At 74.5% G+C, this 21,409-nt stretch carries 18 protein-coding genes; 12 read left to right on the top strand and 6 right to left on the bottom strand.

Annotated features, from left to right (window positions below; genetic code table 11):
* The first annotated feature begins 11 nt into the window (after positions 1 to 11).
* The 5 genes from ACZ63H_RS00480 (at position 12) to ACZ63H_RS00460 (ending at position 8,300) form a co-directional block, all read left to right on the top strand.
* Positions 12 to 1,793 carry a serine/threonine-protein kinase gene (locus ACZ63H_RS00480; RefSeq protein ID WP_469860734.1) on the top strand — a complete coding sequence of 594 codons (1,782 nt, stop codon included), beginning with the start codon at positions 12 to 14 and terminating at the stop codon, positions 1,791 to 1,793.
* 121 nt (positions 1,794 to 1,914) lie between these two features.
* On the top strand, positions 1,915 to 3,642 hold the full coding sequence (locus tag ACZ63H_RS00475) for a serine/threonine-protein kinase (protein WP_469860732.1): 1,728 nt from the start codon (positions 1,915 to 1,917) through the stop codon (positions 3,640 to 3,642).
* Between the two features lie 48 nt (positions 3,643 to 3,690).
* A complete protein-coding gene (locus ACZ63H_RS00470; RefSeq protein WP_469860730.1) occupies positions 3,691 to 4,689 on the top strand; it encodes a serine/threonine-protein kinase in 999 nt (332 codons plus the stop codon).
* Positions 4,690 to 4,816: 127 nt separating this feature from the next.
* Entirely contained in the window at positions 4,817 to 6,430 is a 1,614-nt protein-coding gene (locus tag ACZ63H_RS00465; protein ID WP_469860728.1) for a succinic semialdehyde dehydrogenase, read from the top strand.
* Positions 6,431 to 6,494: 64 nt separating this feature from the next.
* Positions 6,495 to 8,300, top strand: a complete 1,806-nt coding sequence (locus tag ACZ63H_RS00460; RefSeq protein ID WP_469860726.1) for a GMC oxidoreductase — start codon at positions 6,495 to 6,497, stop codon at positions 8,298 to 8,300.
* A 555-nt stretch (positions 8,301 to 8,855) separates the two neighbouring features.
* Here ACZ63H_RS00460 and ACZ63H_RS00455 read toward each other — a convergent pair.
* Complete coding sequence (locus ACZ63H_RS00455; protein ID WP_359047648.1) at positions 8,856 to 9,113, bottom strand: chorismate mutase; 258 nt, start codon at positions 9,111 to 9,113, stop codon at positions 8,856 to 8,858.
* Between the two features lie 290 nt (positions 9,114 to 9,403).
* On the opposite strand from ACZ63H_RS00455, the gene guaA reads away from it, so the two are divergent.
* A complete protein-coding gene (gene guaA / locus ACZ63H_RS00450; protein WP_469860724.1) occupies positions 9,404 to 10,984 on the top strand; it encodes a glutamine-hydrolyzing GMP synthase in 1,581 nt (526 codons plus the stop codon).
* 3 nt (positions 10,985 to 10,987) lie between these two features.
* Here guaA and ACZ63H_RS00445 read toward each other — a convergent pair whose 3' ends face one another.
* On the bottom strand, positions 10,988 to 11,455 hold the full coding sequence (locus ACZ63H_RS00445; protein ID WP_469860722.1) for a pyridoxamine 5'-phosphate oxidase family protein: 468 nt from the start codon (positions 11,453 to 11,455) through the stop codon (positions 10,988 to 10,990).
* 139 nt (positions 11,456 to 11,594) lie between these two features.
* On the opposite strand from ACZ63H_RS00445, the gene ACZ63H_RS00440 reads away from it, so the two are divergent.
* From ACZ63H_RS00440 to ACZ63H_RS00430, 3 genes are all read left to right on the top strand, one after another.
* On the top strand, positions 11,595 to 12,389 hold the full coding sequence (locus ACZ63H_RS00440; protein WP_469860720.1) for a class II aldolase/adducin family protein: 795 nt from the start codon (positions 11,595 to 11,597) through the stop codon (positions 12,387 to 12,389).
* A 181-nt stretch (positions 12,390 to 12,570) separates the two neighbouring features.
* Positions 12,571 to 13,851 carry a hypothetical protein gene (locus ACZ63H_RS00435; protein WP_469860718.1) on the top strand — a complete coding sequence of 427 codons (1,281 nt, stop codon included), beginning with the start codon at positions 12,571 to 12,573 and terminating at the stop codon, positions 13,849 to 13,851.
* Positions 13,852 to 13,974: 123 nt separating this feature from the next.
* Positions 13,975 to 14,499: a DoxX family membrane protein gene (locus ACZ63H_RS00430; RefSeq protein WP_469860716.1), complete on the top strand. Its 525-nt coding sequence runs from the start codon at positions 13,975 to 13,977 to the stop codon at positions 14,497 to 14,499.
* Here the strand turns inward: ACZ63H_RS00430 and ACZ63H_RS00425 are convergent.
* Both ACZ63H_RS00425 and ACZ63H_RS00420 read right to left on the bottom strand, forming a co-directional pair.
* Entirely contained in the window at positions 14,490 to 14,705 is a 216-nt protein-coding gene (locus tag ACZ63H_RS00425; protein ID WP_469860714.1) for a hypothetical protein, read from the bottom strand. The genes ACZ63H_RS00430 and ACZ63H_RS00425 overlap by 10 nt on opposite strands.
* The gene (locus tag ACZ63H_RS00420; RefSeq protein WP_469860712.1) at positions 14,692 to 16,194 is read right to left on the bottom strand and encodes a PspC domain-containing protein; all 1,503 of its coding nucleotides are present in this window, start codon (positions 16,192 to 16,194) and stop codon (positions 14,692 to 14,694) included. The genes ACZ63H_RS00425 and ACZ63H_RS00420 overlap by 14 nt, the downstream gene beginning before the upstream one ends.
* Before the next feature lie 221 nt (positions 16,195 to 16,415).
* Here ACZ63H_RS00420 and ACZ63H_RS00415 point away from each other — a divergent pair, with 221 nt between their 5' ends.
* Entirely contained in the window at positions 16,416 to 17,705 is a 1,290-nt protein-coding gene (locus tag ACZ63H_RS00415) for a PspC domain-containing protein (RefSeq protein WP_469860710.1), read from the top strand.
* Positions 17,702 to 18,445, top strand: a complete 744-nt coding sequence (locus ACZ63H_RS00410) for a LuxR C-terminal-related transcriptional regulator (protein WP_469860708.1) — start codon at positions 17,702 to 17,704, stop codon at positions 18,443 to 18,445. The genes ACZ63H_RS00415 and ACZ63H_RS00410 overlap by 4 nt, the downstream gene beginning before the upstream one ends.
* A 28-nt stretch (positions 18,446 to 18,473) precedes the next feature.
* Here ACZ63H_RS00410 and ACZ63H_RS00405 read toward each other — a convergent pair whose 3' ends face one another.
* On the bottom strand, positions 18,474 to 19,538 hold the full coding sequence (locus tag ACZ63H_RS00405; protein WP_469860706.1) for a C40 family peptidase: 1,065 nt from the start codon (positions 19,536 to 19,538) through the stop codon (positions 18,474 to 18,476).
* 454 nt (positions 19,539 to 19,992) lie between these two features.
* Here ACZ63H_RS00405 and ACZ63H_RS00400 point away from each other — a divergent pair, with 454 nt between their 5' ends.
* Positions 19,993 to 20,346, top strand: coding sequence for a hypothetical protein (locus tag ACZ63H_RS00400; RefSeq protein WP_469860704.1), 354 nt, complete (start codon positions 19,993 to 19,995; stop codon positions 20,344 to 20,346).
* A gap of 19 nt (positions 20,347 to 20,365) precedes the next feature.
* Here ACZ63H_RS00400 and ACZ63H_RS00395 read toward each other — a convergent pair whose 3' ends face one another.
* Positions 20,366 to 21,334 (bottom strand): C40 family peptidase, encoded by a 969-nt coding sequence (locus ACZ63H_RS00395; protein ID WP_469860702.1) that lies wholly within the window; start codon positions 21,332 to 21,334, stop codon positions 20,366 to 20,368.
* Positions 21,335 to 21,409: the final 75 nt, after the last annotated feature.

Raw genomic sequence — 21,409 nt, 5'->3', positions numbered from 1 at the left:
ACGTGAATCAGATGCAGGGCCTGCTCATAGCAGGCCGCTACCGGCTCGCCGACTCCATCGGCAGCGGCGGCATGGGCCGGGTGTGGCGCGCTCACGACGAGGTGCTGCACCGGATGGTCGCCGTCAAGGAGTTGACCGCCTCGCTCTACGTCTCCGACGGCGACCGGGCCGTGCTGCTCGCCCGTACCCGCGCCGAGGCGCGGGCCGCCGCGCGCATCAACCACTCCGCCGTCGTCACCGTGCACGACGTTTTCGAACACGACGGCCGGCCCTGGATCGTGATGGAGCTGGTCGAGGGCGACTCGCTGGCCGACGTGGTCAGGGAGCGGGGCCGCGTGGAACCGGCGGAGGCCGCGCGGATCGGGCTGTGGGTGCTGCGGGCGCTGCGCGCGGCACACGCCGCCGGTGTACTGCACCGGGACGTCAAGCCCGGCAACGTCCTGCTCGGCACGGACCGCCGGGTGCTGCTCACCGACTTCGGCATCGCCCAGATCGAGGGCGACTCCACCATCACCCGCACCGGCGAGGTCGTCGGCTCGGTCGACTACCTGGCCCCCGAGCGGGTGCGCGGCCACGACCCCGGCCCGGCCTCCGACCTGTGGGCCCTCGGCGCCACGCTGTACACGGCGGTCGAGGGACGCTCACCGTTCCGCCGGACCTCGCCGCTGAGCACCATGCAGGCGATCGTCGAGGAGGACACGGAGGAGCCGCGCCGGGCCGGTCCGCTCGGACCGGTCATCGCCGCCCTGCTGCGCAAGGACCCGGCCGACCGGCCGAGCATCGAGCAGGCGGAGCAGATGCTCGCCGAGGTGGCGGAGGGCCGCGGACCGCGCACCACACAGGAGTTCCCGCCGGCCCGGGGCGCGGGCGGGCACACCGGCCCGCCCGGCGTCCACGGCACGCCCGGAACGGCCGGCCCGGGCCACGGGCCCACCGGCCACCCCACGGGCGGCTCCACCGGCTACGGGTCCGGCGGCCCCACCGCTCACGGTGCCGGCGGCACCCCCGCTTACGGGACCGGCGGTGCCACCGGTCACCCGGCCGGTGGCACCTTCCCCGGGTTCCCGGCGGGCGCGACCGGTGCCGTCACCGGTCCGACGGCCGTGGGGCCCGTGCCGCCCGGCGCCCCGGCCCGGCCCCGCCGCCGGCTGCGCACCCTCGCGCTCGTCGTGGCCGCCGCGGCCCTGCTCGGCGCCGGCGCCGCGGTGGCCGTCCAGAGGTGGGGCGCCGGCATGGAGGAGACCGGCGGATCGAGCGGGGGACCGGCCACGCCCTCCCCCTCCGTGAGCGGCTCCGCCACGCCCGGCACCGACGGCACGATCCCGGCCTCCTGGCGGCGGTACGACGACGAGTGGGGCTTCAGCGTCTACCTGCCCGAGGGCTGGTCGCGGAAGGTCGTCGGGGTCTCCGGCGACCTCCGGCAGGTCGACTACACACCCGATGGCGGCAGGCACTTCGTCCGCATCGCCGTCGACACCTCGCCCGACTTCAAGGACGCCTACTCCCACCAGTCCGACCTGGACGGCCAGCTCGCCCGGCGGCTGGCCGACTACCGGCGGGTCCGGCTGGAGAGGAACGTCTACCGCGACCTCGGCGGCTCGGTCTGGGAGTACACCTGGAACGCGCTCGCGAAGGACTCCGCCTTCCCGGGACCGCGGCGTGCCATGGAGGAGACCTACATCTCCCGCGACGGCACCGAGTACGTGATCTACATATCCTCGCCCGCGGCGGACTGGGACCGGACCGGCAGGCAGTTCAAGGCGGTGCTCCAGGGCTGGCAGGAGCCGCGCTGAGCCCTGCGCCCCGCACCGCGCCGCCCGCGCCGGGAACGGCTGTCCGAGCGGTGATGCGCACGCTCCCGCACCACGACCGGATTTGGCGGACGCGGGCCCCCGCTGCGGCATGATGGGGCGCATGGGGACCGAGGGAGCCGGCTTCCGGCTGATCGCGGGCCGTTACCGCCTGGAGGAACGCGTCGGGCGCGGCGGCATGGGCGTCGTGTGGCGGGCCAGGGACCAGGTGCTGGGCCGTCAGGTGGCGGTCAAGGAATTCCTCCCGGACGACTCGCTCCCGGACGACGACGCGCGCCGCCGCCGCGACCGCACCTTCCGCGAGGCCCGCGCGGTCTGCCAGTTACGGCACCCGCACATCATCGTCGTGCACGACGTGGTGGAGCACGACGGCCGGCCGTACCTCGTGATGGAGCTGGTCGACGGCCCCTCGCTCGCCGAGCGGATCGCCCGGGACGGCCCGGTCGACGCCGCCGAGGCCGCGCGCATCGGCATCGCCCTGCTGAACGCGGTGCACACCGCGCACGAGGCGGGGGTGCTGCACCGGGACATCAAGCCCGCGAACGTCCTGATCGAGTCCGCCACCGACCGGGTCGTCCTCACCGACTTCGGCATCGCCCAGGTGGAGGGCGCCACCACGCTCACCGAGACCGGCGCCTTCGTGGGCTCGCCCGAGTACACCGCGCCGGAGCGGATGTCCGGGCTGCGCACCGGGCCGGAGTCCGACCTGTGGTCCCTGGGCGCGCTGCTGTGCACGGTGCTCAGCGGCGAGTCGCCGTTCCACCGCGACTCGCTCGGCGGCATCCTGCACGCCGTCGTCTCCGACGACATCCGCCCGCCGGCCCAGGCCGAGCCGCTGCTGCCCGTCGTCCTCGGGCTGCTGGAGCGCGACCCCGACCGGCGGCTGGGCGCGGCGGACGCCGAGCGGATGCTGCGGACGTACCTGGAGACCGGCCGCACCCCGGTCGCGCCGGGCGGCCCGGGTACGGGAACGCACGGCGTCGGGCGCCTGTCCCTGCACCGGATCGGCGGGGGCCGTACGCACCGGGTCCCGACGGCCTACCCGCCGACCCGGCCGGACCCGCCGCACGGCGGGCCGCCGCTCGGCCCCGCCCTGCCGGCGGCGCAGCCGCCCCCGGTCCGGCAGGCCCCGCGCGGGGTGCTGGTCGCGGCCCTGCTGGTCGCCGCGCTGGCCGGGGCCGGGGTGTCGGCCGCCACGCTGCTGCTGCACCAGAGCGGGGGCGGGGGCGGCACCCCGGGCGGTACGGCCACCACCCCGGCGACCCGCACCGGGACCGGCGCCGCGGGGACGACACCGTCCCCGACGACACCCGCGCCGCCGGCCACGCCCTCGCGCGGCCCGACCACCACCGGCACCGCGGCTCCGCCCGGCACCGGCACGCACACCGCGCCCTCCGGTTACCGCACGTCCCGCGACCCGGCCGGCTTCTCCCTCGCCGTCCCCGAGGACTTCGTCCGCAGCCCGCGCGACGGACGCGTCTTCTACCTCTCCCCGGACGAGACCTTCCGCCTGGGCGTCAAGGTCGGCGGCCCGCAGCCCGGCGGCCCCCGGGGCGTCCTGGAGCGCTCCGCCGCCGCCGGCGCCGACAACAACCCCGGCTACCACGACGGCCGGGTCACCCCGGCCACGCACCGCGGACACCCGGCCGCGTTCTGGGAGTTCACCTGGAACGGCTTCAGCGCGGCGGAGGGCCCGCGCCACACCTACGACCTGTGCTGGGAGGAGGGCGGCCGGCTCTACGACGTGTGGGTGTCGGCGCCGGTGGGGAAGGTGCGCGAGGCCCGGGAGTACTTCGACGTGGCCGTCGACACCTTCTCGGCCGGCGGGTGAGAGCCTGCCGCTTCGACAGCGGCGCCGTGCGCGCGGTACTGATGGAGCATGACCGAAGACGGCGCACACCCGCCCGACGCACGTCTGATCGGCGGCCGTTACCGGCTGACCGGACGCCTCGGATCCGGGCCGGCCGGCACCGTCTGGCGGGCCCTGGACGAACGGCGGCACCTGCCGGTGGCGCTCAAGGAGCCGCTGCTGCCGGGCGATCCGGTGACCGACGGGGAGAGCGCACGCCTCGCCCACCGGCTCCACCACGAGGCCCGCGCCGCGACCAGGGTGCGGCACCCCTCGGCCGTGACGGTGCACGACGTGGTCACCGAGGCCGGACTGCCGTGGGTCGTCATGGAGTTGGTCGAGGGCGAGTCGCTGCGCGAGGTGCTGGGGCGCGGGCCGCTGCCGGCCGCGGAGGCCGCGCGGATCGGGCTCGCCGTGCTCGGCGCGCTGCGCGCCGCCCACGCCGTCGGCATCGTGCACCGGGACGTCAAACCGGCCAACGTCCTGCTGGAGTCCGGCACCGGACGCGTCGTCCTCACCGACTTCGGCATCGGCGCCGGGCAGGTGCCGGCCGGTTTCGCGGCCCCCGAGCGGGCGGCGGGGCCCGGTGCCGGTCCGGCCTCCGACCTGTGGTCGCTGGGCGCGCTGCTGCGCACCGCCGTCGGGGACGCGGACCCCGGGCCGCTGGGCCCGCTGCTGGACCGGCTGCACGCCGAGGACCCGGCGGCCCGGCCGGACGCGGCGCGGACCGAGGCCGCGCTCCGCGACTGCGCGGGCCGCACCGCCGTACCGGAACCACCCCGCGCGCCCCACGCCCCGAGCACCGCACCGAAGCCGCCACCGGACTCCCCTGCCCCGGCGGCCGCACCCGGGCAGGGGCCTGAGCCCGGCGTCCCGGCGGCCGCACCCGGGCAGGCGACCGAGCCCCACGCCCCCGCCGCCGTGGCCGGGCCGGCGCCGGATGCGCCCGTTCCGGCCCCCGGCCCCCGCTGCCGCGCCGCCCTGGGCCTCCTCGCCCCACTCCTGGCGAGAAAACCCGGAGCCGACTGAGCGTCCCCCCGTCAACGCCCTGATCAGCGCATTTCCTGCCAGTGATCACTGGCAGGATGTGAGCGGTCGGTGAATCCGCGTTACCGACGGGTACACAAAGAGCGCGCCGCGGCATACCCTGCGCGTCATGACGGACACGCAGGCCCCGGACATCGCCGGTACCAACCCGCTCGCGCCCGCTCCCGACGGCGCCCGTACCGCCGCCGACGTGGTCACCCCCCAGCTGGTGGCCCGGCTCACCAAGGGGGTCGCGGGCTCCGGCCGTACCGCGAACCACGCCCCGTTCACCGGCGAGAAGCTGGCCGACCTGCCCGAGTCCACCCCGGACGACGTCCGCGACGCCTTCGCGGCGGCCCGCGCCGCCCAGACCGTGTGGGCGGCGACCCCGCTGCGGCAGCGCGCCGCCGTGCTGCTGCGCTTCCACGACCTGGTGCTGGAGCGGCAGGCCGAAGTCCTGGACCTGATCCAGCTGGAGACCGGCAAGGCCCGGCTGCACGCGCACGAGGAGGTGCAGGCCGTCGCCGTCGCGGCCCGGCACTACGGCCGCCGCGCCGCCGCCTATCTGCGGCCCAAGCGGCACGCGGGCGCCGTCCCGGTCCTGACGAAGGTCACCGAACTGCGCCACCCGCGCGGGGTCGTGGGCCAGATCGCCCCCTGGAACTACCCGCTGGAGCTGTCCGTCGGCGACGCCCTGCCCGCCTTCGCCGCGGGCAACGCCGTGGTGATGAAGCCCGACACGGAGACCTGCCTCACCGCGCTGTGGGCGCGGGACCTGCTGATCGAGGCCGGGCTGCCCGAAGGCGTCTTCCAGGTCGTCCTCGGCGAGGGCCCGGTCGTCGGCCCCGAACTGGTCCGGCACGCCGACTACGTGTCCTTCACCGGCTCCACCCGCACCGGCCGCGAGGTCGCCGTCGGCGCCGCCTCCCGCCTGGTCGGCGTCTCCCTCGAACTCGGCGGCAAGAACGCCATGCTGGTGCTCGACGACGCCGACGTCGAGAAGGCCGCCGCCGGTGCCGTCCGCGCCTGCTTCTCCTCCGCGGGCCAGCTGTGCATCTCCATCGAGCGGCTGTACGTCCACGAGTCCGTCGCCGACGCCTTCCTGGAGCGGTTCGCCGCCCGCACCAAGGCCATGCGGCTCGGCAACTCCCTCGCCTACGGCGCCGACATGGGCTCCCTGGTGGGCGAGCGGCAGCTGAAGACCGTCGAACGGCACGTCGAGGAGGCCGTCGCCAAGGGCGCGAAGGTGATCGCGGGCGGGGTGGCCCGCCCCGACATCGGCCCCTACTTCTTCGAACCCACCATCCTGGACGGCGTCGAGCCCGCCATGGCCGTCTGCGAGGAGGAGACCTTCGGCCCGGTCGTCTCGGTCTACCGCTTCCGGACCGACGACGAGGCGGTGGAGCGCGCCAACGCCACGCCGTACGGCCTGAACGCGTCCGTGTGGACGACGGACGCCCGCCGCGGCCGGGCCATCGCCGCCCGCCTGCGCACCGGCACCGTCAACGTCAACGAGGGCTACGCCCCCGCCTACGGCAGTGCCCAGTCCCCGATGGGCGGCATGAAGGACTCCGGGCTCGGCCGCCGCCACGGCTCCGAGGGCATCCTCAAGTACACGGAGGCCCAGACGGTCGCCCAGCAGCGGCTGCTGCCGATGGCGCCCTCGCTGGGCATGGACGACGAGGCGTACGCCCGGTTCATGAGCACGAGCCTGCGCCTGATGAAGGCCTTCCGGTTCCGCTAGCGGCACCCGCCCCCGCGCCCGCAAGCACCCTTTCGCAAGCACCCGTTCTCACCGAGGAGAGCACGTGTCGCAGGAGCAGTCGGTCCAGACCCGGGACGAGGACGGGTACGACTACGACGTGATCGTCGTCGGCTCGGGGTTCGGCGGCTCGGTGTCGGCCCTCCGGCTCACCGAGAAGGGCTACCGGGTCGGCGTCCTGGAAGCGGGCCGCCGCTTCACCCGCGCCACCCTCCCGAAGAACTCCTGGGACCTGAAGAACTACCTCTGGGCGCCCCGGCTCGGCATGTACGGCATCCAGCGCATCCACCTGCTGGGCAACGTCATGGTGCTGGCCGGCGCGGGCGTCGGCGGCGGCTCGCTCAACTACGCCAACACCCTCTACGTACCGCCGAAGGCGTTCTTCGACGACCCCCAGTGGCGGCACATAACCGACTGGCAGGAGGAGTTGACGCCGTACTACGACCAGGCCCGGCGCATGCTCGGGGCGCGCCTCAACCCCACCATGACCCCCTCCGACGTCCACCTGAAGGCGGCGGCCCGGCGGATGGGCGTCGGCGACACCTTCCACATGGCACCGGTGGGCGTGTTCTTCGGGGACGGCGAGGACGCCGACGGCCAGACGACGGCCGCGCCCGGCGGGCGGGTCGCCGACCCCTACTTCGGCGGGGCCGGGCCCGACCGGCGGGCCTGCACCGAGTGCGGCGAGTGCATGACCGGCTGCCGGCACGGCGCGAAGAACACCCTCAACGAGAACTACCTCCACCTCGCCGAGAAGGCGGGCGCCGTCGTCCACCCCATGACCACGGTGGTGTCCGTCACCGACGACTCGCGCGGCGGCTACGCGGTGGCGACCCTGCCGACGGACCGGAAACGGAAGGCCGAGGGCCGGATCCTCACCGCCCGCCGGGTCGTCCTCGCGGCCGGCACCTACGGCACCCAGACCCTGCTGCACCGCATGAAGGCGGGCCGCCAGCTGCCGTACCTGTCCCCCCGGCTCGGCGACCTGACCCGCACCAACTCCGAGGCGCTGGTCGGCGCGCAGACCGACGACCGCCGCTACCGCCGGGCGACCGGCACGCCGCGGGCCGACTTCACCCGGGGCGTCGCCATCACCTCCTCCATCCACCCCGACGAGAACACCCACATCGAGCCGGTCCGCTACGGCAAGGGCTCCAACGCGATGGGCAGCCTGTCCATCCTCCAGGTGCCCTACACGGAGGGCTCCTCGCGCGTGCTGGCCTGGCTGGCGAACGCGGCCCGGCACCCGGTCCAGGTCGCCCGCTCGCTGTCCAACCGGCGCTGGTCGGAGCGGACCATCATCGGCCTGGTCATGCAGTCCCTGGACAACTCGCTGACCACCTACCTGAAGCCGGCCGGGCCCGGCCGGGGGCTGCTCACCGCCCGGCAGGGGCACGGCGCGCCCAACCCGAAGCAGATCAGGGCCGCGACCGAGGCGGCCTCCGCGCTCGCCGCCGAGATCAACGGCTTCGCCGGCAGCAACGTCGGCGAGCTGATGGGCACCCCGCTCACCGCGCACTTCCTCGGCGGCTGCCCCATCGGCGACTCCCCGCAGACGGGCGTGATCGACCCCTACCACCGGCTCTACGGCCACCCCGGCATCTCGGTCGTGGACGGCTCCGCGGTCTCGGCGAACCTGGGTGTGAACCCCTCGCTGACGATCACCGCGCAGGCCGAGCGGGCGATGTCGTTCTGGCCGAACAAGGGCGAGAAGGACCCGCGGCCGGCACCGGGAGCGGCGTACGAGCGGCTGGCGGCGGTGGCGCCCAAGGCGCCGGTGGTGCCGGCGGACGCGTTCGGCGCGCTGCGGCTGCCGTTCCTGGGGATGCCGGCCGTGCCGCCGAAGAAGTGACCGACACGGCGGACGGGACCTGCGTCCCCCTCCGAAAGCAGGTCCCGCCCACCGTTTCTTGATCCGGCAGGTTTGATCAGCGGAGAGCTGGAAGGGTTGCTCCGAAGCGCCCGATGTGAAAAGTGACCTCGGTCACATTCCGAGCGCTGGGGCTGGGGCTGGGGCCGGAGTCGGGGCCGGTCGCCGGGCGGCAGGGGGACGGCGGGCCCGGGCGCGACGAAGGGCCCCGCGGGACGGAGGGGCCGCGGGGCCCTTCGCTCGGCCGGCGCCGGTGACCGGGACCGGCGCCGCGCCCTGTGCTGTCCGGGATCTTCCGCCGGCCGGCCCCGGGCGTCCCCGGAGCCGGCCGTTCTCTCGCGTGACCGGGCCGCTGTCCCCTGCCGTCCGGCCACTTCCCCGGAGCGAGGTCCCACGGCGTACGGCACGACCCGTACGCCTCATCGCTCCGGCGAGCCACGTGGTGCTGCCGCCCGCCCCTGGCCGGCGCGGACACCCCCTCAACGAAGAGGCGCACGGGCCGGTCACGGCACCGTACGGGTGAGAGCGGGACCGAACTCAGATGCGACCCCGGCACAGCTCCAGGAGGGTCATGGCGAGGCCGGTGCCGGGCTTGCCGAGGGCGTCCCGGTAGCGGCCGAGGATCTCCATCTCGCGGGACAGGTGCACGCGCCGCCCGCCGGAGGCGATGCGGGTCTGCTGGACGACGGCGGAGACGGCCATCCGCTCCTGGATCAGGCCGATGATCCGGTCGTCGAGCGCGTCGATGCGCTCGCGGGCGTCGGCGATGGTCGCTTCCGGTGTGGTGGTGGTCATGCGGGGCTCCTCGATCGGGGTGACGCGAGCCCTGGGACGACGGAACCCGGTGAACGACAGGCGCCCCGGGCCTTGTCGGCCCGGGGCGCCTGGGAAGTCGCTTGGCGGTTGGCTCAAGCAGCACGACCATGGCAGCCGGCGGGCCGGATGCCATAGGTAAAGACGAAGGTCGGGTGCTTGCGCATGCGGTCAGTATGCCACGGCGGCCCGTCCTCGGGGTTCGGAGGTCCGGCGGCCGCCCCGTTAGAATCGGAAGCACAGACCCCCGCCCGACCACCAGAAGGCACCCCGTGTCATCAGCGACCCAGTCTGCCGCCACCCCCGACACCGTCCTGGTCGTCGACTTCGGCGCGCAGTACGCCCAGCTCATCGCCCGTCGCGTCCGCGAGGCGCGGGTCTACAGCGAGATCGTGCCGAGCACCATGCCGGTCCGCGACATGCTCGCCAAGAAGCCCGCGGCGATCATCCTCTCCGGCGGTCCCTCGTCGGTGTACGAGGAGGGCGCCCCCCGCCTCGACCGCGAACTCTTCGAGTCCGGCGTCCCCGTCTTCGGCATGTGCTACGGCTTCCAGCTGATGGCGCAGGTCCTCGGCGGCACCGTCGACAACACCGGCGCCCGCGAGTACGGCCGCACCGACCTGCACGTCTCCAGGGTCTCCTCCACCCTCTTCGAGGGCACCCCGGAGGAGCAGCACGTGTGGATGTCCCACGGTGACGCCTGCTCCGCCGCCCCGGAGGGCTTCACGGTCACCGCGTCCACGGACGTCGTCCCGGTCGCCGCGTTCGAGAACGACGACAAGAAGCTCTACGGCGTCCAGTACCACCCCGAGGTCATGCACTCCACGCACGGCCAGCAGGTGCTGGAGCACTTCCTCTACCGCGGTGCCGGGCTGAAGCCGGACTGGACCACCGGCAACGTCATCGAGGAGCAGGTCCAGGCCATCCGTGAGCTGGTCGGCGACAAGCGCGCGATCTGCGGCCTGTCCGGCGGGGTGGACTCCGCCGTCGCCGCCGCCCTCGTGCAGAAGGCCATCGGCTCCCAGCTGACCTGCGTCTACGTCGACCACGGCCTGATGCGCAAGGACGAGACCGAGCAGGTCGAGAAGGACTTCGTCGCGGCCACCGGCGTGCAGCTGAAGGTCGTCGACGCCGAGGAGCGCTTCCTGAAGGCGCTCGCCGGGGTCACCGACCCCGAGGAGAAGCGGAAGATCATCGGCCGGGAGTTCATCCGCGTCTTCGAGCAGGCGCAGGCCGAGATCATCGCCGACGAGGGCCCGGCCGTGGAGTTCCTGGTCCAGGGCACCCTCTACCCGGACGTGGTGGAGTCCGGCGGCGGCACCGGCACCGCGAACATCAAGTCGCACCACAACGTCGGCGGCCTGCCCGAGGACCTCGAGTTCAAGCTGATCGAGCCGCTGCGCCAGCTGTTCAAGGACGAGGTCCGCATGGTCGGCAAGGAGCTGGGCCTGCCGGACGAGATCGTCCAGCGCCAGCCCTTCCCCGGCCCCGGCCTCGGCATCCGGATCGTCGGCGAGGTGACGAAGGAGCGGCTGGACCTGCTGCGCGAGGCCGACGCCATCGCCCGCGAGGAGCTGAGCGCGGCCGGCCTGGACCGCGACATCTGGCAGTGCCCCGTGGTCCTGCTCGCGGACGTCCGCAGCGTGGGCGTCCAGGGCGACGGCCGCACCTACGGTCACCCGATCGTGCTGCGCCCGGTCTCCTCCGAGGACGCCATGACCGCCGACTGGTCCCGGCTGCCCTACGACGTCCTGGCCCGCATCTCGACCCGGATCACCAACGAGGTCCGCGACGTCAACCGGGTCGTGCTCGACGTGACGAGCAAGCCCCCGGGGACGATCGAGTGGGAGTAGGCCCTAGGCGCGCCTGAGCGTGCGCGGGGGCTCACCGGGCTTCCAGACCTGGACGACCAGATACGCGTCGTCCTCGACGTAGGTGCGGACGACCTCCGTCAGCTCGGTGCGGAAGAGGTGGAACGGCTGCGGCGGTTCCACCTCTTTCGCGTACGCGGCCTTGGCAGGGCCCTCCCCGACCTCGTACGCCCGCCCGCTGACCCGGACGTCGCCGCCGCCCGGGTCCGTGCCGCCGCCGGGATTGGCCTGGAGGGTGAAGCGCGGGTCGCGCAGCAGGTCCAGGGCCTTCAGGGAGCACGGCATCATCCCGAGCCACAGCTGCCCGTCCACGAACCGCACCTCCAGGCCGGAGGTGCGGGGCGAGCCGTCCCGGCGCAGGGTCGCCAGGACGTGGTGCCGGTACGCGCCGAAGCGCTCCTCGGCGACGGCCGCCAACTCGGGCGCGGCGGTGCGGAAAGCCGTCCAGTTCATACGCGCCAGCCTGCCGCCCAATCCGGACATCTCCTGTCGGGTATGCGCCGCGCACATCATCTTTACCGGCCGGCGCTGCCCATGTGGGCCGACCGGGGGTACGTTCCGGCCCGTACGGTCATTCCCTGCTGGAGGTTCCATGCACGGATCCACCCCGCCCCTGCCGCTGCCCACCGACCGGTTGCGGTTCGCCATGCCGCCGATGCACGAGTCGGTCGAAGAAGAACGCCGGCACCGCAAGGAGCGGCTCGCGGGCGCCCTGCGGATCTTCGGGCGGGCCGGCTTCGAGGACGGGGTGTCCGGGCACATCACGGCCCGGGACCCGGAGTACACCGACTGCTTCTGGGTCAACCCGTTCGGCATGCCGTTCAAGCACGTCACCGTCAGCGACCTGGTGCTCGCCAACCAGGACGGGCAGGTCGTCGAGGGGCGCTACCACGTCAACCAGGCCGCGTTCACCGTGCACGCCCAGGTGCACGCCGCCCGCCCCGACGTCGTCGCCGTCGCCCACTGCCACTCCGTGTACGGCCGCGCCCTCGCCGCCCTCGGCGACCTGATCGACCCCATCACCCAGGAGAGCTGCGCCTTCTACGAGGACCTCGCCCTCTACGACGCCTACACCGGCGTCACCGTCGACGCCGGGGAGGGCCGCCGGATCGCCGCCACGCTGGGTTCCCGCAAGGCACTGGTGCTGCGCAACCACGGGCTGCTCACCGTCGGCGACTCGGTGGACGCCGCCGCCTGGTGGTTCCTGTCCCTGGACCGGTCCTGCCAGGTGCAGCTGACGGCCAAGGCGGCGGGCCGGCCGGTGCTCATCGACCACAAGGCGGCCGTCGCCACCCGCGAACAGCTCGGCGGCGACCTGGTGGCCTGGATCAACTACCAGCCCCTGTGGCAGGACATCAGCCGCGCCGAACCGGACCTGCTCGACTGAGGCGCCGACCGGGTCAACGCGGTGCCTGGCGGGTTCACCCGCCCTGACCCGGACCAGCCCCCCCGAGGGGCCCGGTGTGCGGCACAATTCGCTGTCGTCGCAGGGGAGTTGCCGGTCCGTCGCGCGCGCCGCGGCGGGCGTCGGCGGGGCCGGCAGGTCGTGGGGAAGGCGGGCGTCGGGCGTGACGGTGCGGGAGGCAAGGGGGGACACGGGTGCCGGGGAGGGCCACGAGGGGGGCTGCGCCTGCGGGGACTGCCCGCACGGCGCCCGGGAGGGGCATCGGCGTGCCGTCGCCGCGTTCCTGCGCCGGCGCGACGAGTTCGCCGCCGGACGGGGACTGCCGGCGGCCGTGGCGCACTCGGCCCCGGCGTCCCGCCAGTGGGTGTCCGAGGAGCTGACCCGGCGGGCCGAGGCCGTCGCCGAACGGGGCCGTGCCGAGGGCGCGGTCCGGCTCGCCCGGCTGTGGCTGCGCACGGTGTGCGCGGTGTGGGGCGCGGTCACCGCGCTGCTGCTCGCCGAGGCGCTCACCGCGATCGGCGCGGGCTGGACCGGCGCCCGCACGGCGGCCCTGCTCGCCGCGCTCGCCGTCGCCGGCGCCCTGACCGCCGCCTGCCTCCTCCACCGGGCGCGCGGCGGAGCGCTCGCCCCGGTGATCGGCGAGGACAACCGCATCTCCACCTCCCGTGTCGTCGCCGCCTGCTGGGTGCTGTTCCTCGGCTACGCCGTCCTGCTGCTGGCCGTCCGCCTGGCCGCCGCCTCCGACCCCGCCGAGCGCGACGCGCTGATCGCCGGTCTCGGCCTGGCGCACGGCGCGGGCGCGGTGACCGTCCTCGCCGTCGTGTGCGGCATCGCCGTCCTGGTCCGCCGGGTGGTGGTCGTGCGCGTCCACACCCAGCGGCTGCAGAAGGTGCCGGCCCACCGCCCGCGCGCCGCCGACCTGCTCACCGACGACTCCGGCCGGGGCGCCTTCACCGACATCCAGTACGTCGCCGTCGGCGCCGTCACCCTGCTGTTCGCCGCCGTACGGCTGGCCCGCCGCCCCGACCGGCTGCCGGACCTGCCCTGGGGCCTGGCCGTTCTCGTGCTGATCTCGGCGGCGACCTATCTGGCCGGCAAGTACGCCGAGGGCGGCCGGCCGGTGATCCTCTCGGTCGTCCGCGCCCGGGAGCCCGGCGACCTCGACGGCCCGGTCCGTACCGGCGACGACATCGAGATCCGCGGCAGCGGCTTCGTCCCGCCCGGAGCCCAGAGCCCCGACCGGCTCTCCCGGACGGTCGTCCGCATCGGCACGGTCGACGTCCACGTGCCGCTGATCCCCGTCACCGGTGGCTTCCGCAATCCCACGGACACCACCCTGACCGTGCCCGTACCCGCCGACGTGGAGCCCGGCCCGGTCGACGTCCAGGTGGTGACGGCGGCCGGCGTGACGACGAACCGGTACCCGCTCCAGGTGACGGAGTGAGAGGCGGGTTCGCCGCGAGGGGCCGAAATCCGGAAAATCATCTGGGACAGGATTGAACGGGCTCCCTTCGTCATACGTATCGTCACATCAGGGGGCACTGCGGGTGAAAGGCGGCTTGTAGCGATGACTCAAGGCATGCGGACGGAAACGCGCATTCCCCGGCTGAACGAGCCCCGCAGCCTCCGGGACACCCTCACCCACTACGCCCTGCTGCCCCTGCGCCTCTTCCTGGGCGTCACCTTCGTCTACGCCGGCCTGGACAAGCTCACCGACAGCGCCTTCATGCACTCCTCCGGCGCCGGATCGATCGGCGACACCATGCGCGCGGCCCGCGGCTCCGCCGCCATCCCGGCGCTGATCGACCTGGCCCTGAAGAGCCCGGTCGGCTTCGGCTACGCCATCGCCCTCGGTGAACTGGCCGTCGGCATCGCCACCCTCCTCGGTCTCCTCGGCCGCCTCGCCGCGCTCGGCGGCGCGCTGATCTCGCTCAGCCTCTGGCTGACGATGAGCTGGGCCAGCACCCCCTACTACTACGGGAACGACCTCGCCTACCTGATGGCCTGGCTCCCCCTGGTCCTCGCCGGAGCCCCCTACTTCTCGGTGGACGCGGCCTGGCGCGCCCGGCGGTGGCCCGGCGGCTACCGCTGACCCTCCGCCGCCCCGCGCCGTCTGCGGACCCCCCGGGCCAGCACGGCCGTGGCGCCGGCCAGGCACAGGGCGCCCACGACGAGCGGAACCATCACGAACCACGGGATCTCCCACAGACCGCCCGCGTCCCCCGCGTAGGCCGCGGCGATACCGGTGAGGCAGAGCCCGGCGACCAGCCGCCCGGGCTGGAACTCATGACGCAGCACGGCCCACCTCCACCTGTCCCACTCCGACGCCGAGCGTGAGATCCAGCGTGCCCGGCGTCCCCGAACCCTCGGCCGCGGCCTTGGCCGGTGCCAGCGTCACGTCCCGATGCCTGCCGGGCCGCACGTCCACGTCCTTCTCCCCGTCCCCGGGCAACCGGATGTCGCCCAGCCCCACGTCGATGTCCATCCGCACGGTCACGTCCGCCGGCAGGATCACCTTCAGCCGCCCCGCGCCCACCCGGGCGTCCGTGGCGACCGCCCGCCCCGCGGCCGGGCGGACCCGGGACAGATCCAGCGTGGCCCGCCCCGTGCCGAGGTCGTAACCGGACCGCACCTGCGCCACCGCGGCCGGCCTCCAGGACGCCTCCTTCCAGTCGGCGGTGATGTCCCGGGGCAGGGCCGCCGCCCCGGCGAGCAGGGCCGCCGTGATCACGGCCAGGAACACCGTCCCGGCGCCGGTCCGGCCCAGGAACGCGCTGAGCGCTATGCCCAGGCCGAACACCGCCAGCGCGCACGCCAGGCCGGTCTGGAGGTTGGTGCCCAGCGGGTGGGTGTGCCAGCCGTGCCAGGTGCCCAGGCCGCCCGCCAGCAGGGCGAGCAGGACCACCCAGTCGCCGATCCAGCGCGGGCCGCGCGGTCTGGGGGGCCTGGCCTCGGGCGCGGGTATCGCCCCGGGGTGCGTCCAGGGGGTGGTGACGCCGACGTCCAGGACCGATGTCAGGTCCCGTCCCCCGGCGTCGCCGGGCCCCCACAGATAGCCGGTGCCGCCGACATGTGTGCCGTCCTTGACGATCGGGTCCCGCCACCAGGAGGGGTAGGCGGTGACGACCGGCGGCGCCTGGGCCTCCGGCGGCGCGTCGGCGGCGGCCTGCGCCGCCAGGGGATCGTGGTCGGGGGCGTCACGGCGCCGCGACCAGTACCCCGCGCCCGCGAGCAGCAGCGAGAGCACCGCGGCGAACGCCAGCACCCCGCCGTTCCTCAGCATCGTCAGGAAGATTCCGCAGCCGACCAGCGCGAACAGCACCGCGGCCAGCGCATGGCCGTCGACCCGGCCCGTGAACAGCTTGCGGACCTCGTTCTCCTCCTCGTCCTCGTACGGCACCAGCAGCCAGGCGAAGCCGTAGAAGATGAGGCCCAGGCCGCCCGTCGCGGACAGCACGGCCAGCGTGATCCGGAAGATCACCGGGTCCATGTCGGTCTGCCGGCCGAGTCCCGCGCACACGCCCGCGATCATCCTGTGCCCGCGGTCGCGCCGGAACCGCTCGGGCAGCCGGGGGCCCTCCCGCCCCTCCGCGTCCCGCGCGGAGGAGGGGCCGCCGCTCCGCGAACGTGGGTGGACGCCGACGTGGGCGTGGGCGTGGGAGCCGGCGCCGGCCGCTGCGGTCTGTCCCGTCGCGGCGGGCGCGGCATCCGTCGGCCCGGTGCCCGGGGCCGGGCGCGGGCCGGGGCCGGGTCCCGGACCCGTCGCGGCGTGCTCGTGATCCGTCATGCGTCCATGGTGACCGGCCGGCCGCCCCGGCGGCAGTCGGGACGACCCTGGGCCAACCCTGAAATCGGCCCTGACACCGGACGGGGAAGCGTTCGAACCGCACCGCCCGCCCGGACCCGGCGCCCGAGCGGCCCACCCGGACCGGCCCTGACGGAAGATCAGGGGCGTCTCCGGGGCAGACCCTGATGCTCCGCCCCGCCGCCCGTGTGACCATCGTTGGCATGCCGGAAGCCGCAAGCCTGCCACTCGACGACCCGCGGCCCCCGCGCAAGCTCTACCGCAGCAGCGACGGACGCTGGCTCGGCGGAGTGGCACGAGGGCTCGCCGGGCATCTCGGGCTGCCCGTCGTCTGGGTGCGGCTCGTCTTCGCCGGCCTGCTCACGGCCGACGGGCTCGGAGCACTGCTCTACGCCGCGTTCTGGTTCTTCGTCCCGCTCGGCGTCGGCGGCGTCGGCGACCAGAAGCCCTCCCTGGTGGGCGCGGAGACCTCCCCGGACGGCCGGCGCAGACTCGTGCCGCGCAAACCGGACCGCGGGCAGATCGCCGCCCTGCTCCTCATGGTCATCGTGTCCATGGTCTTCGTGGGCAGCGTCAACCTGGGCAGCGCGACCAAGGCGTATCTGGTGCCCGCCGTGCTCGTCGCGGCCGGCGTCGCCCTCGTCTGGCGCCAGGCGGACAACGCCCGCCGGGCCCGCTGGGTGGAGGCCGGCCGGCGGCGCCGCACCCTCACCTTGCTGCGCACGGTCGGCGGTGTCCTGCTCGTCACGGCCGGTGTCTCGGCGGTCTTCGTCCTCCAGGGCTCCGCCGCCCACCTGGGCGCGGTGTTGCAGGCCGCGCTCGTCGTCCTCGTCGGCATCACCCTGCTCGCCGGTCCCTACCTGGTCCGCATGACCCAGGACCTCTCCGAGGAACGCCTGATGCGCATCCGCGCCCAGGAGCGCGCCGAGGTCGCCGCCCACGTCCACGACTCCGTGCTGCACACCCTCACCCTGATCCAGCGCAACGCCGAGAACGCGGGCGAGGTGCGCCGCCTCGCCCGCGCCCAGGAACGCGACCTGCGCACCTGGCTGTACAAACCCGAGGGCACCGGCAAGGACGAGGCCGACGAACCCGGCACGGTCGCCGAGGCGGTGCGGCGCAACGCCGCCGAGGTGGAGGACAAGCACGGCGTGCCCATCGAGGTCGTCCTCGTCGGCGACTGCCCCCTGGACGAGAGGACGGCGGCACAGATGCAAGCCGCGCGCGAGGCCATGGTGAACGCCGCCAAGTACGGTGGCGAGGGCGGTGCCGTACAGGTCTACGCCGAAGTCGAGGGAAGGTCGGTCTTCGTCTCCGTACGGGACCGCGGCCCCGGCTTCGAACTCGACGCGATACCCGCCGACCGCATGGGTGTCAGAGAATCGATCATCGGCCGCATGGAACGCAACGGCGGCACGGCCCGGCTGCGGGCGGTGCCCGACGGCGGCACCGAGGTCGAGCTGGAGATGGAGAGGGCGGAGAAGACGTCATGAGCGACGCGACCGAGGCGAACGGCACGGCGGGGACGACGGAGGCGGCCGGGTCCGGCCGGCCCGGTGCCGGCGCGGACGGGCGGCACGTACGGGTGGTCCTCGTGGACGACCACCGGATGTTCCGCACCGGCGTCCAGGCCGAGATCGGCCAGACCGCCGAGACCGGCGTCGAGGTGGTCGGCGAGGCCGCGGACGTCGACCAGGCCGTCGCGGTCATCACCGCCACCCGGCCCGAGGTGGTCCTCCTCGACGTGCACCTGCCGGGCGGCGGCGGGGTCGAGGTGCTGCGCCGGTGCGCGGCGCTGTCGGCCGACGCCGAGCGGCCCGTCCGCTTCCTCGCGCTGTCCGTGTCGGACGCCGCGGAGGACGTCATCGGGGTGATCCGCGGCGGCGCCCGCGGCTATGTCACCAAGACCATCACCGGCGCCGACCTGATCGACTCCATCTTCCGCGTCCAGGAGGGCGACGCCGTCTTCTCCCCGCGGCTGGCCGGGTTCGTCCTGGACGCCTTCGCCTCGACCGACGCCCCGCCCGTGGACGAGGATCTGGACCGGCTCACCCAGCGGGAACGCGAGGTGCTGCGCCTGATCGCCCGTGGCTACGCCTACAAGGAGATCGCCAAGCAGCTGTTCATCTCCGTGAAGACGGTCGAGTCCCACGTCTCGGCGGTGCTGCGCAAGCTCCAGCTGTCCAACCGGCACGAGCTGACCCGCTGGGCGACCGCGCGCCGGCTGGTCTGATCCCTGCGGGCCCGTCCGGGCCCGCCCCTCACGCCACCCGGGTCGCTCCCGCGAACGGCATCTGGTCGATCGGCGCCAGCCGGACCGGAGCCGACGGGTTGGGGGCGTGGATCATCCGGCCGCCGCCCACGTAGATGCCGACGTGGCTGATGCCGGGATAGAAGAACACCAGGTCTCCCGGCCGCAGTTCGGAGCGGGAGACCCGCCGGCCCGCGTTGATCTGGGCGTAGGAGGTGCGCGGCAGGGAGAGACCGGCGGCACGGTAGGCGGCCTGGACCAGGCCCGAGCAGTCGAAGGCGTTCGGCCCGGTGGCGCCCCACACATAGGGGCTGCCGAGCTTGCCGTACGCGTAGGCGACGGCCGCCGCGGCGCGTCCGCCGGGTGCCGGGACGGATCCGGCCCACTCCAGCGGCTCCCGTGGATCCGCGGCCGACCGGGAGACGTGTCCGGCCGGGGCGCCGGCGGTGGTGGCCTCGGCGCGCTGGCGGGGGGTGAGCCGGGCGAGCAGCCGCCGGGCCTCGTCCAGCTTGCCGGTGACGGTCCTCTTCTGCCGGCGCAGCTCGGCCTGCCGGGACCGCAGCGACCTCACCTCGACGCGTGCGGCACCGCGCAGCCGCTCGATCTCCCGCAGCTGCCGGCGCACCCGCGACACCGCCGCGGCCTGCCGGTCACCGGCCCGCTCCGCGAGCGCGGCACCGTCCAGATACCGGTCGGGGTCGCTGGAGAGGGCCAGCTGCCAGGCCGGGGCGATGGTGCCGTCCCGGTACTGAGCGGCCGCGATCGAGCCCAGGGCGTCCCGGGCCGCGTCGAGCCTCACCTGCCTGCGGGCGGTCTGGTCCTGCAGCGCGCTCAGCCGTCGCTGGGCCGCGTCCGCCTCCTCCTTCACCCCGTTGTACTTCTCGGTCGCGGCCTCGGCCTCCCGGTACAGCGCGTCCACCCGGGCCTTCACCTGGGCCGGCGTGAGCCGGGGCTCGGCCTGGCCCGTCCCGTCGAAGCAGGTCGCGGTGGCCGCGCCCGCCAGGGCGAGCGTGGCGACCGTCCGGACCGTATGGCCGGTGAGCGGGCGTTGCGGGGGCTTGCGGTGGGCTGCCACCTGGAACCGTCACGTCCTTCCGTACGACTCGTACGACCCCTCGGTCGTACGCGCGCCCCGGGGCGGCCCGTGCAGGGGAGTGGCCGCCGCCGGGTCCTTCTCGGCGGTGGTGGCCGGTTGCCGCCCGCGGTCCGGGCGGCAATGGGGAGCCGGTCACCCGGGGGAGGACATTAGAACGGATGGTGACGGGATGGTGACAGGGTGTGCGGAACTGGTTCCCGCTGATCGTGGTGTGGCCGGAGGTGATCACGTGGTCGGTCCGGAGTCGTCGTTTTCACGGAGCGTGGTGATCGAAACGGGGAAGCGGTGACTGGCGGGGCGGTGGGGTGCTACGAGGCGCCTTCACACGCCATCCGGCCGGGGCATGGCGAAGGCGGCTCCGGGAGGCGGGCACCGGCTGCCGGCGGGGGCCGGTGGCAGGGCGACGGGTGGGAGCTGGCTAGGCTCCGGCTCCATGGACGTACTCATCCATCTCTTCGTCGGCCTGCACATCATCGGCATCGCCGCGCTGCTCGGCGGTTTCCTCACCCAGATGAAGGCGATGGGCCAGGGCACGGCCCGGTTCGTGCCCGGGATGCTGCACGGCGCGATCACGATGCTGGTCACCGGCGTGGCCCTGGTCGGGCTCAACCAGGCCGACGACCACCATCTCAACAACATCAAGCTCGGGGTGAAGCTGGCCCTGCTGATCGTGATCCTCGGCCTGGTCTACGTGAAGCGGGACGAGGAGCGGATCGACAAGGGGATCTTCGGGCTGGTCGGGCTGCTGACCATGGCCAACATCTTCATCGCCGTCCTCTGGACCTGATCCCCGGCGCGCCCCGGCGTCAGCCCGGCCGGACCACGCTGTGGACGGCCGCCTCGCCGAGCGCGGAGACCGGCTCCTCGCGGACGTACGCGCCCGGCCTCGGCGCGTGGATCATCATGCCGTCGCCCGTGCAGAGCCCTACGTGGCCGGCGTCGTCGTGGAAGAAGACGAGGTCACCGGCGCGGGCCCCGGCAGCCGGAACCGGGGTGCCGGCGCCGGCCTGCGCGGACGCCGTGCGCGGGAGGGTGACGCCGGCGGACTTCCAGGCGGCCTGGGTGAGTCCGGCGCAGTCGTAGGAACCGGGGCCCGCGGCGCCCCACACACAGGGCTTGCCGAGCTGGGCACGGGCGAAGGCGACGGCCTTGCCGGCCTTGGTCGCGCGGGCGCCGGTGGGTGCCGCGGAGGTGTGGGCGCCCTGCCGGGACAGCAGCACGCGCGCCTGGGCGAGCTTCTTCCTGGCGGCGGCCTTGGCCGCCTTGGGGCCGCCGGCGGACGTGTCCGGCCGGCCTTCCGCCGACGCCGCCACCGCGAGGGCGTCCTGCGCGACCACCGGGGCCGGAGCGGCCTCGGGGGGTGTCGGAGCGGCCTGGAGGGGTGCGGTGAGGGGCGCAGGTCCGGTGGGGGTGATGGCGGGAGTGGCGGCGCGCCCGGCGCCCCCGGCCAGGTCCCCGCGCGCCCCGGGCCCCCCGCGGTCGGTCCGATCTCCGAGGCCGGCCCGCTGCCCACGGCCGAACCGCCCACCCCGAGCCGCGTGCCCCGCGCGAGTGCCGCCGCTCCCGGCCGTCGTCTCCATCGCCGCCTCCGCCTGGCGGTAGAAGTCCTCGATCTTTCGTTCGATCTCCTCCGGGGTGGGACCGGGGCGGCCGGTCGGGGGGAGGGCCCCGGCGGGCTGGGTGAGCACGGTCAGGGAGGTGGGCGCGGCGGTGGCGGTGGAGCGGATGTCCGTCGGCTGGGTGCCGCCGGGGCGCGGCTTGCGGTGCGACGCCAAGGGAGGCGACTCCTTCCGTGCTGCCGCCTGCCGGGTGGGTTCGGGCGGACGCCGGGAAGGGCTGCCCTGCGGCGT

The sequence above is a fragment of the Streptomyces sp. NPDC104831 genome, from assembly GCF_055583025.1.
The sequence above is the reverse complement of the archived record's forward strand: the minus strand, read 5'-3'. Positions and strand labels throughout refer to the sequence as shown.

Coding starts and splice junctions, on each gene's coding strand:
- ACZ63H_RS00480 (WP_469860734.1), top strand. CDS start 12: ATGCAGGGCCTGCTCATAGCAGGCCGCTACCGGCTCGCCGACTCCATC.
- ACZ63H_RS00475 (WP_469860732.1), top strand. CDS start 1,915: ATGGGGACCGAGGGAGCCGGCTTCCGGCTGATCGCGGGCCGTTACCGC.
- ACZ63H_RS00470 (WP_469860730.1), top strand. CDS start 3,691: ATGACCGAAGACGGCGCACACCCGCCCGACGCACGTCTGATCGGCGGC.
- ACZ63H_RS00465 (WP_469860728.1), top strand. CDS start 4,817: ATGACGGACACGCAGGCCCCGGACATCGCCGGTACCAACCCGCTCGCG.
- ACZ63H_RS00455 (WP_359047648.1), bottom strand. CDS start 9,113: ATGACCACCACCACACCGGAAGCGACCATCGCCGACGCCCGCGAGCGC.
- ACZ63H_RS00445 (WP_469860722.1), bottom strand. CDS start 11,455: ATGAACTGGACGGCTTTCCGCACCGCCGCGCCCGAGTTGGCGGCCGTC.
- ACZ63H_RS00440 (WP_469860720.1), top strand. CDS start 11,595: ATGCACGGATCCACCCCGCCCCTGCCGCTGCCCACCGACCGGTTGCGG.
- ACZ63H_RS00430 (WP_469860716.1), top strand. CDS start 13,975: ATGACTCAAGGCATGCGGACGGAAACGCGCATTCCCCGGCTGAACGAG.
- ACZ63H_RS00420 (WP_469860712.1), bottom strand. CDS start 16,194: ATGACGGATCACGAGCACGCCGCGACGGGTCCGGGACCCGGCCCCGGC.
- ACZ63H_RS00415 (WP_469860710.1), top strand. CDS start 16,416: ATGCCGGAAGCCGCAAGCCTGCCACTCGACGACCCGCGGCCCCCGCGC.
- ACZ63H_RS00410 (WP_469860708.1), top strand. CDS start 17,702: ATGAGCGACGCGACCGAGGCGAACGGCACGGCGGGGACGACGGAGGCG.
- ACZ63H_RS00400 (WP_469860704.1), top strand. CDS start 19,993: ATGGACGTACTCATCCATCTCTTCGTCGGCCTGCACATCATCGGCATC.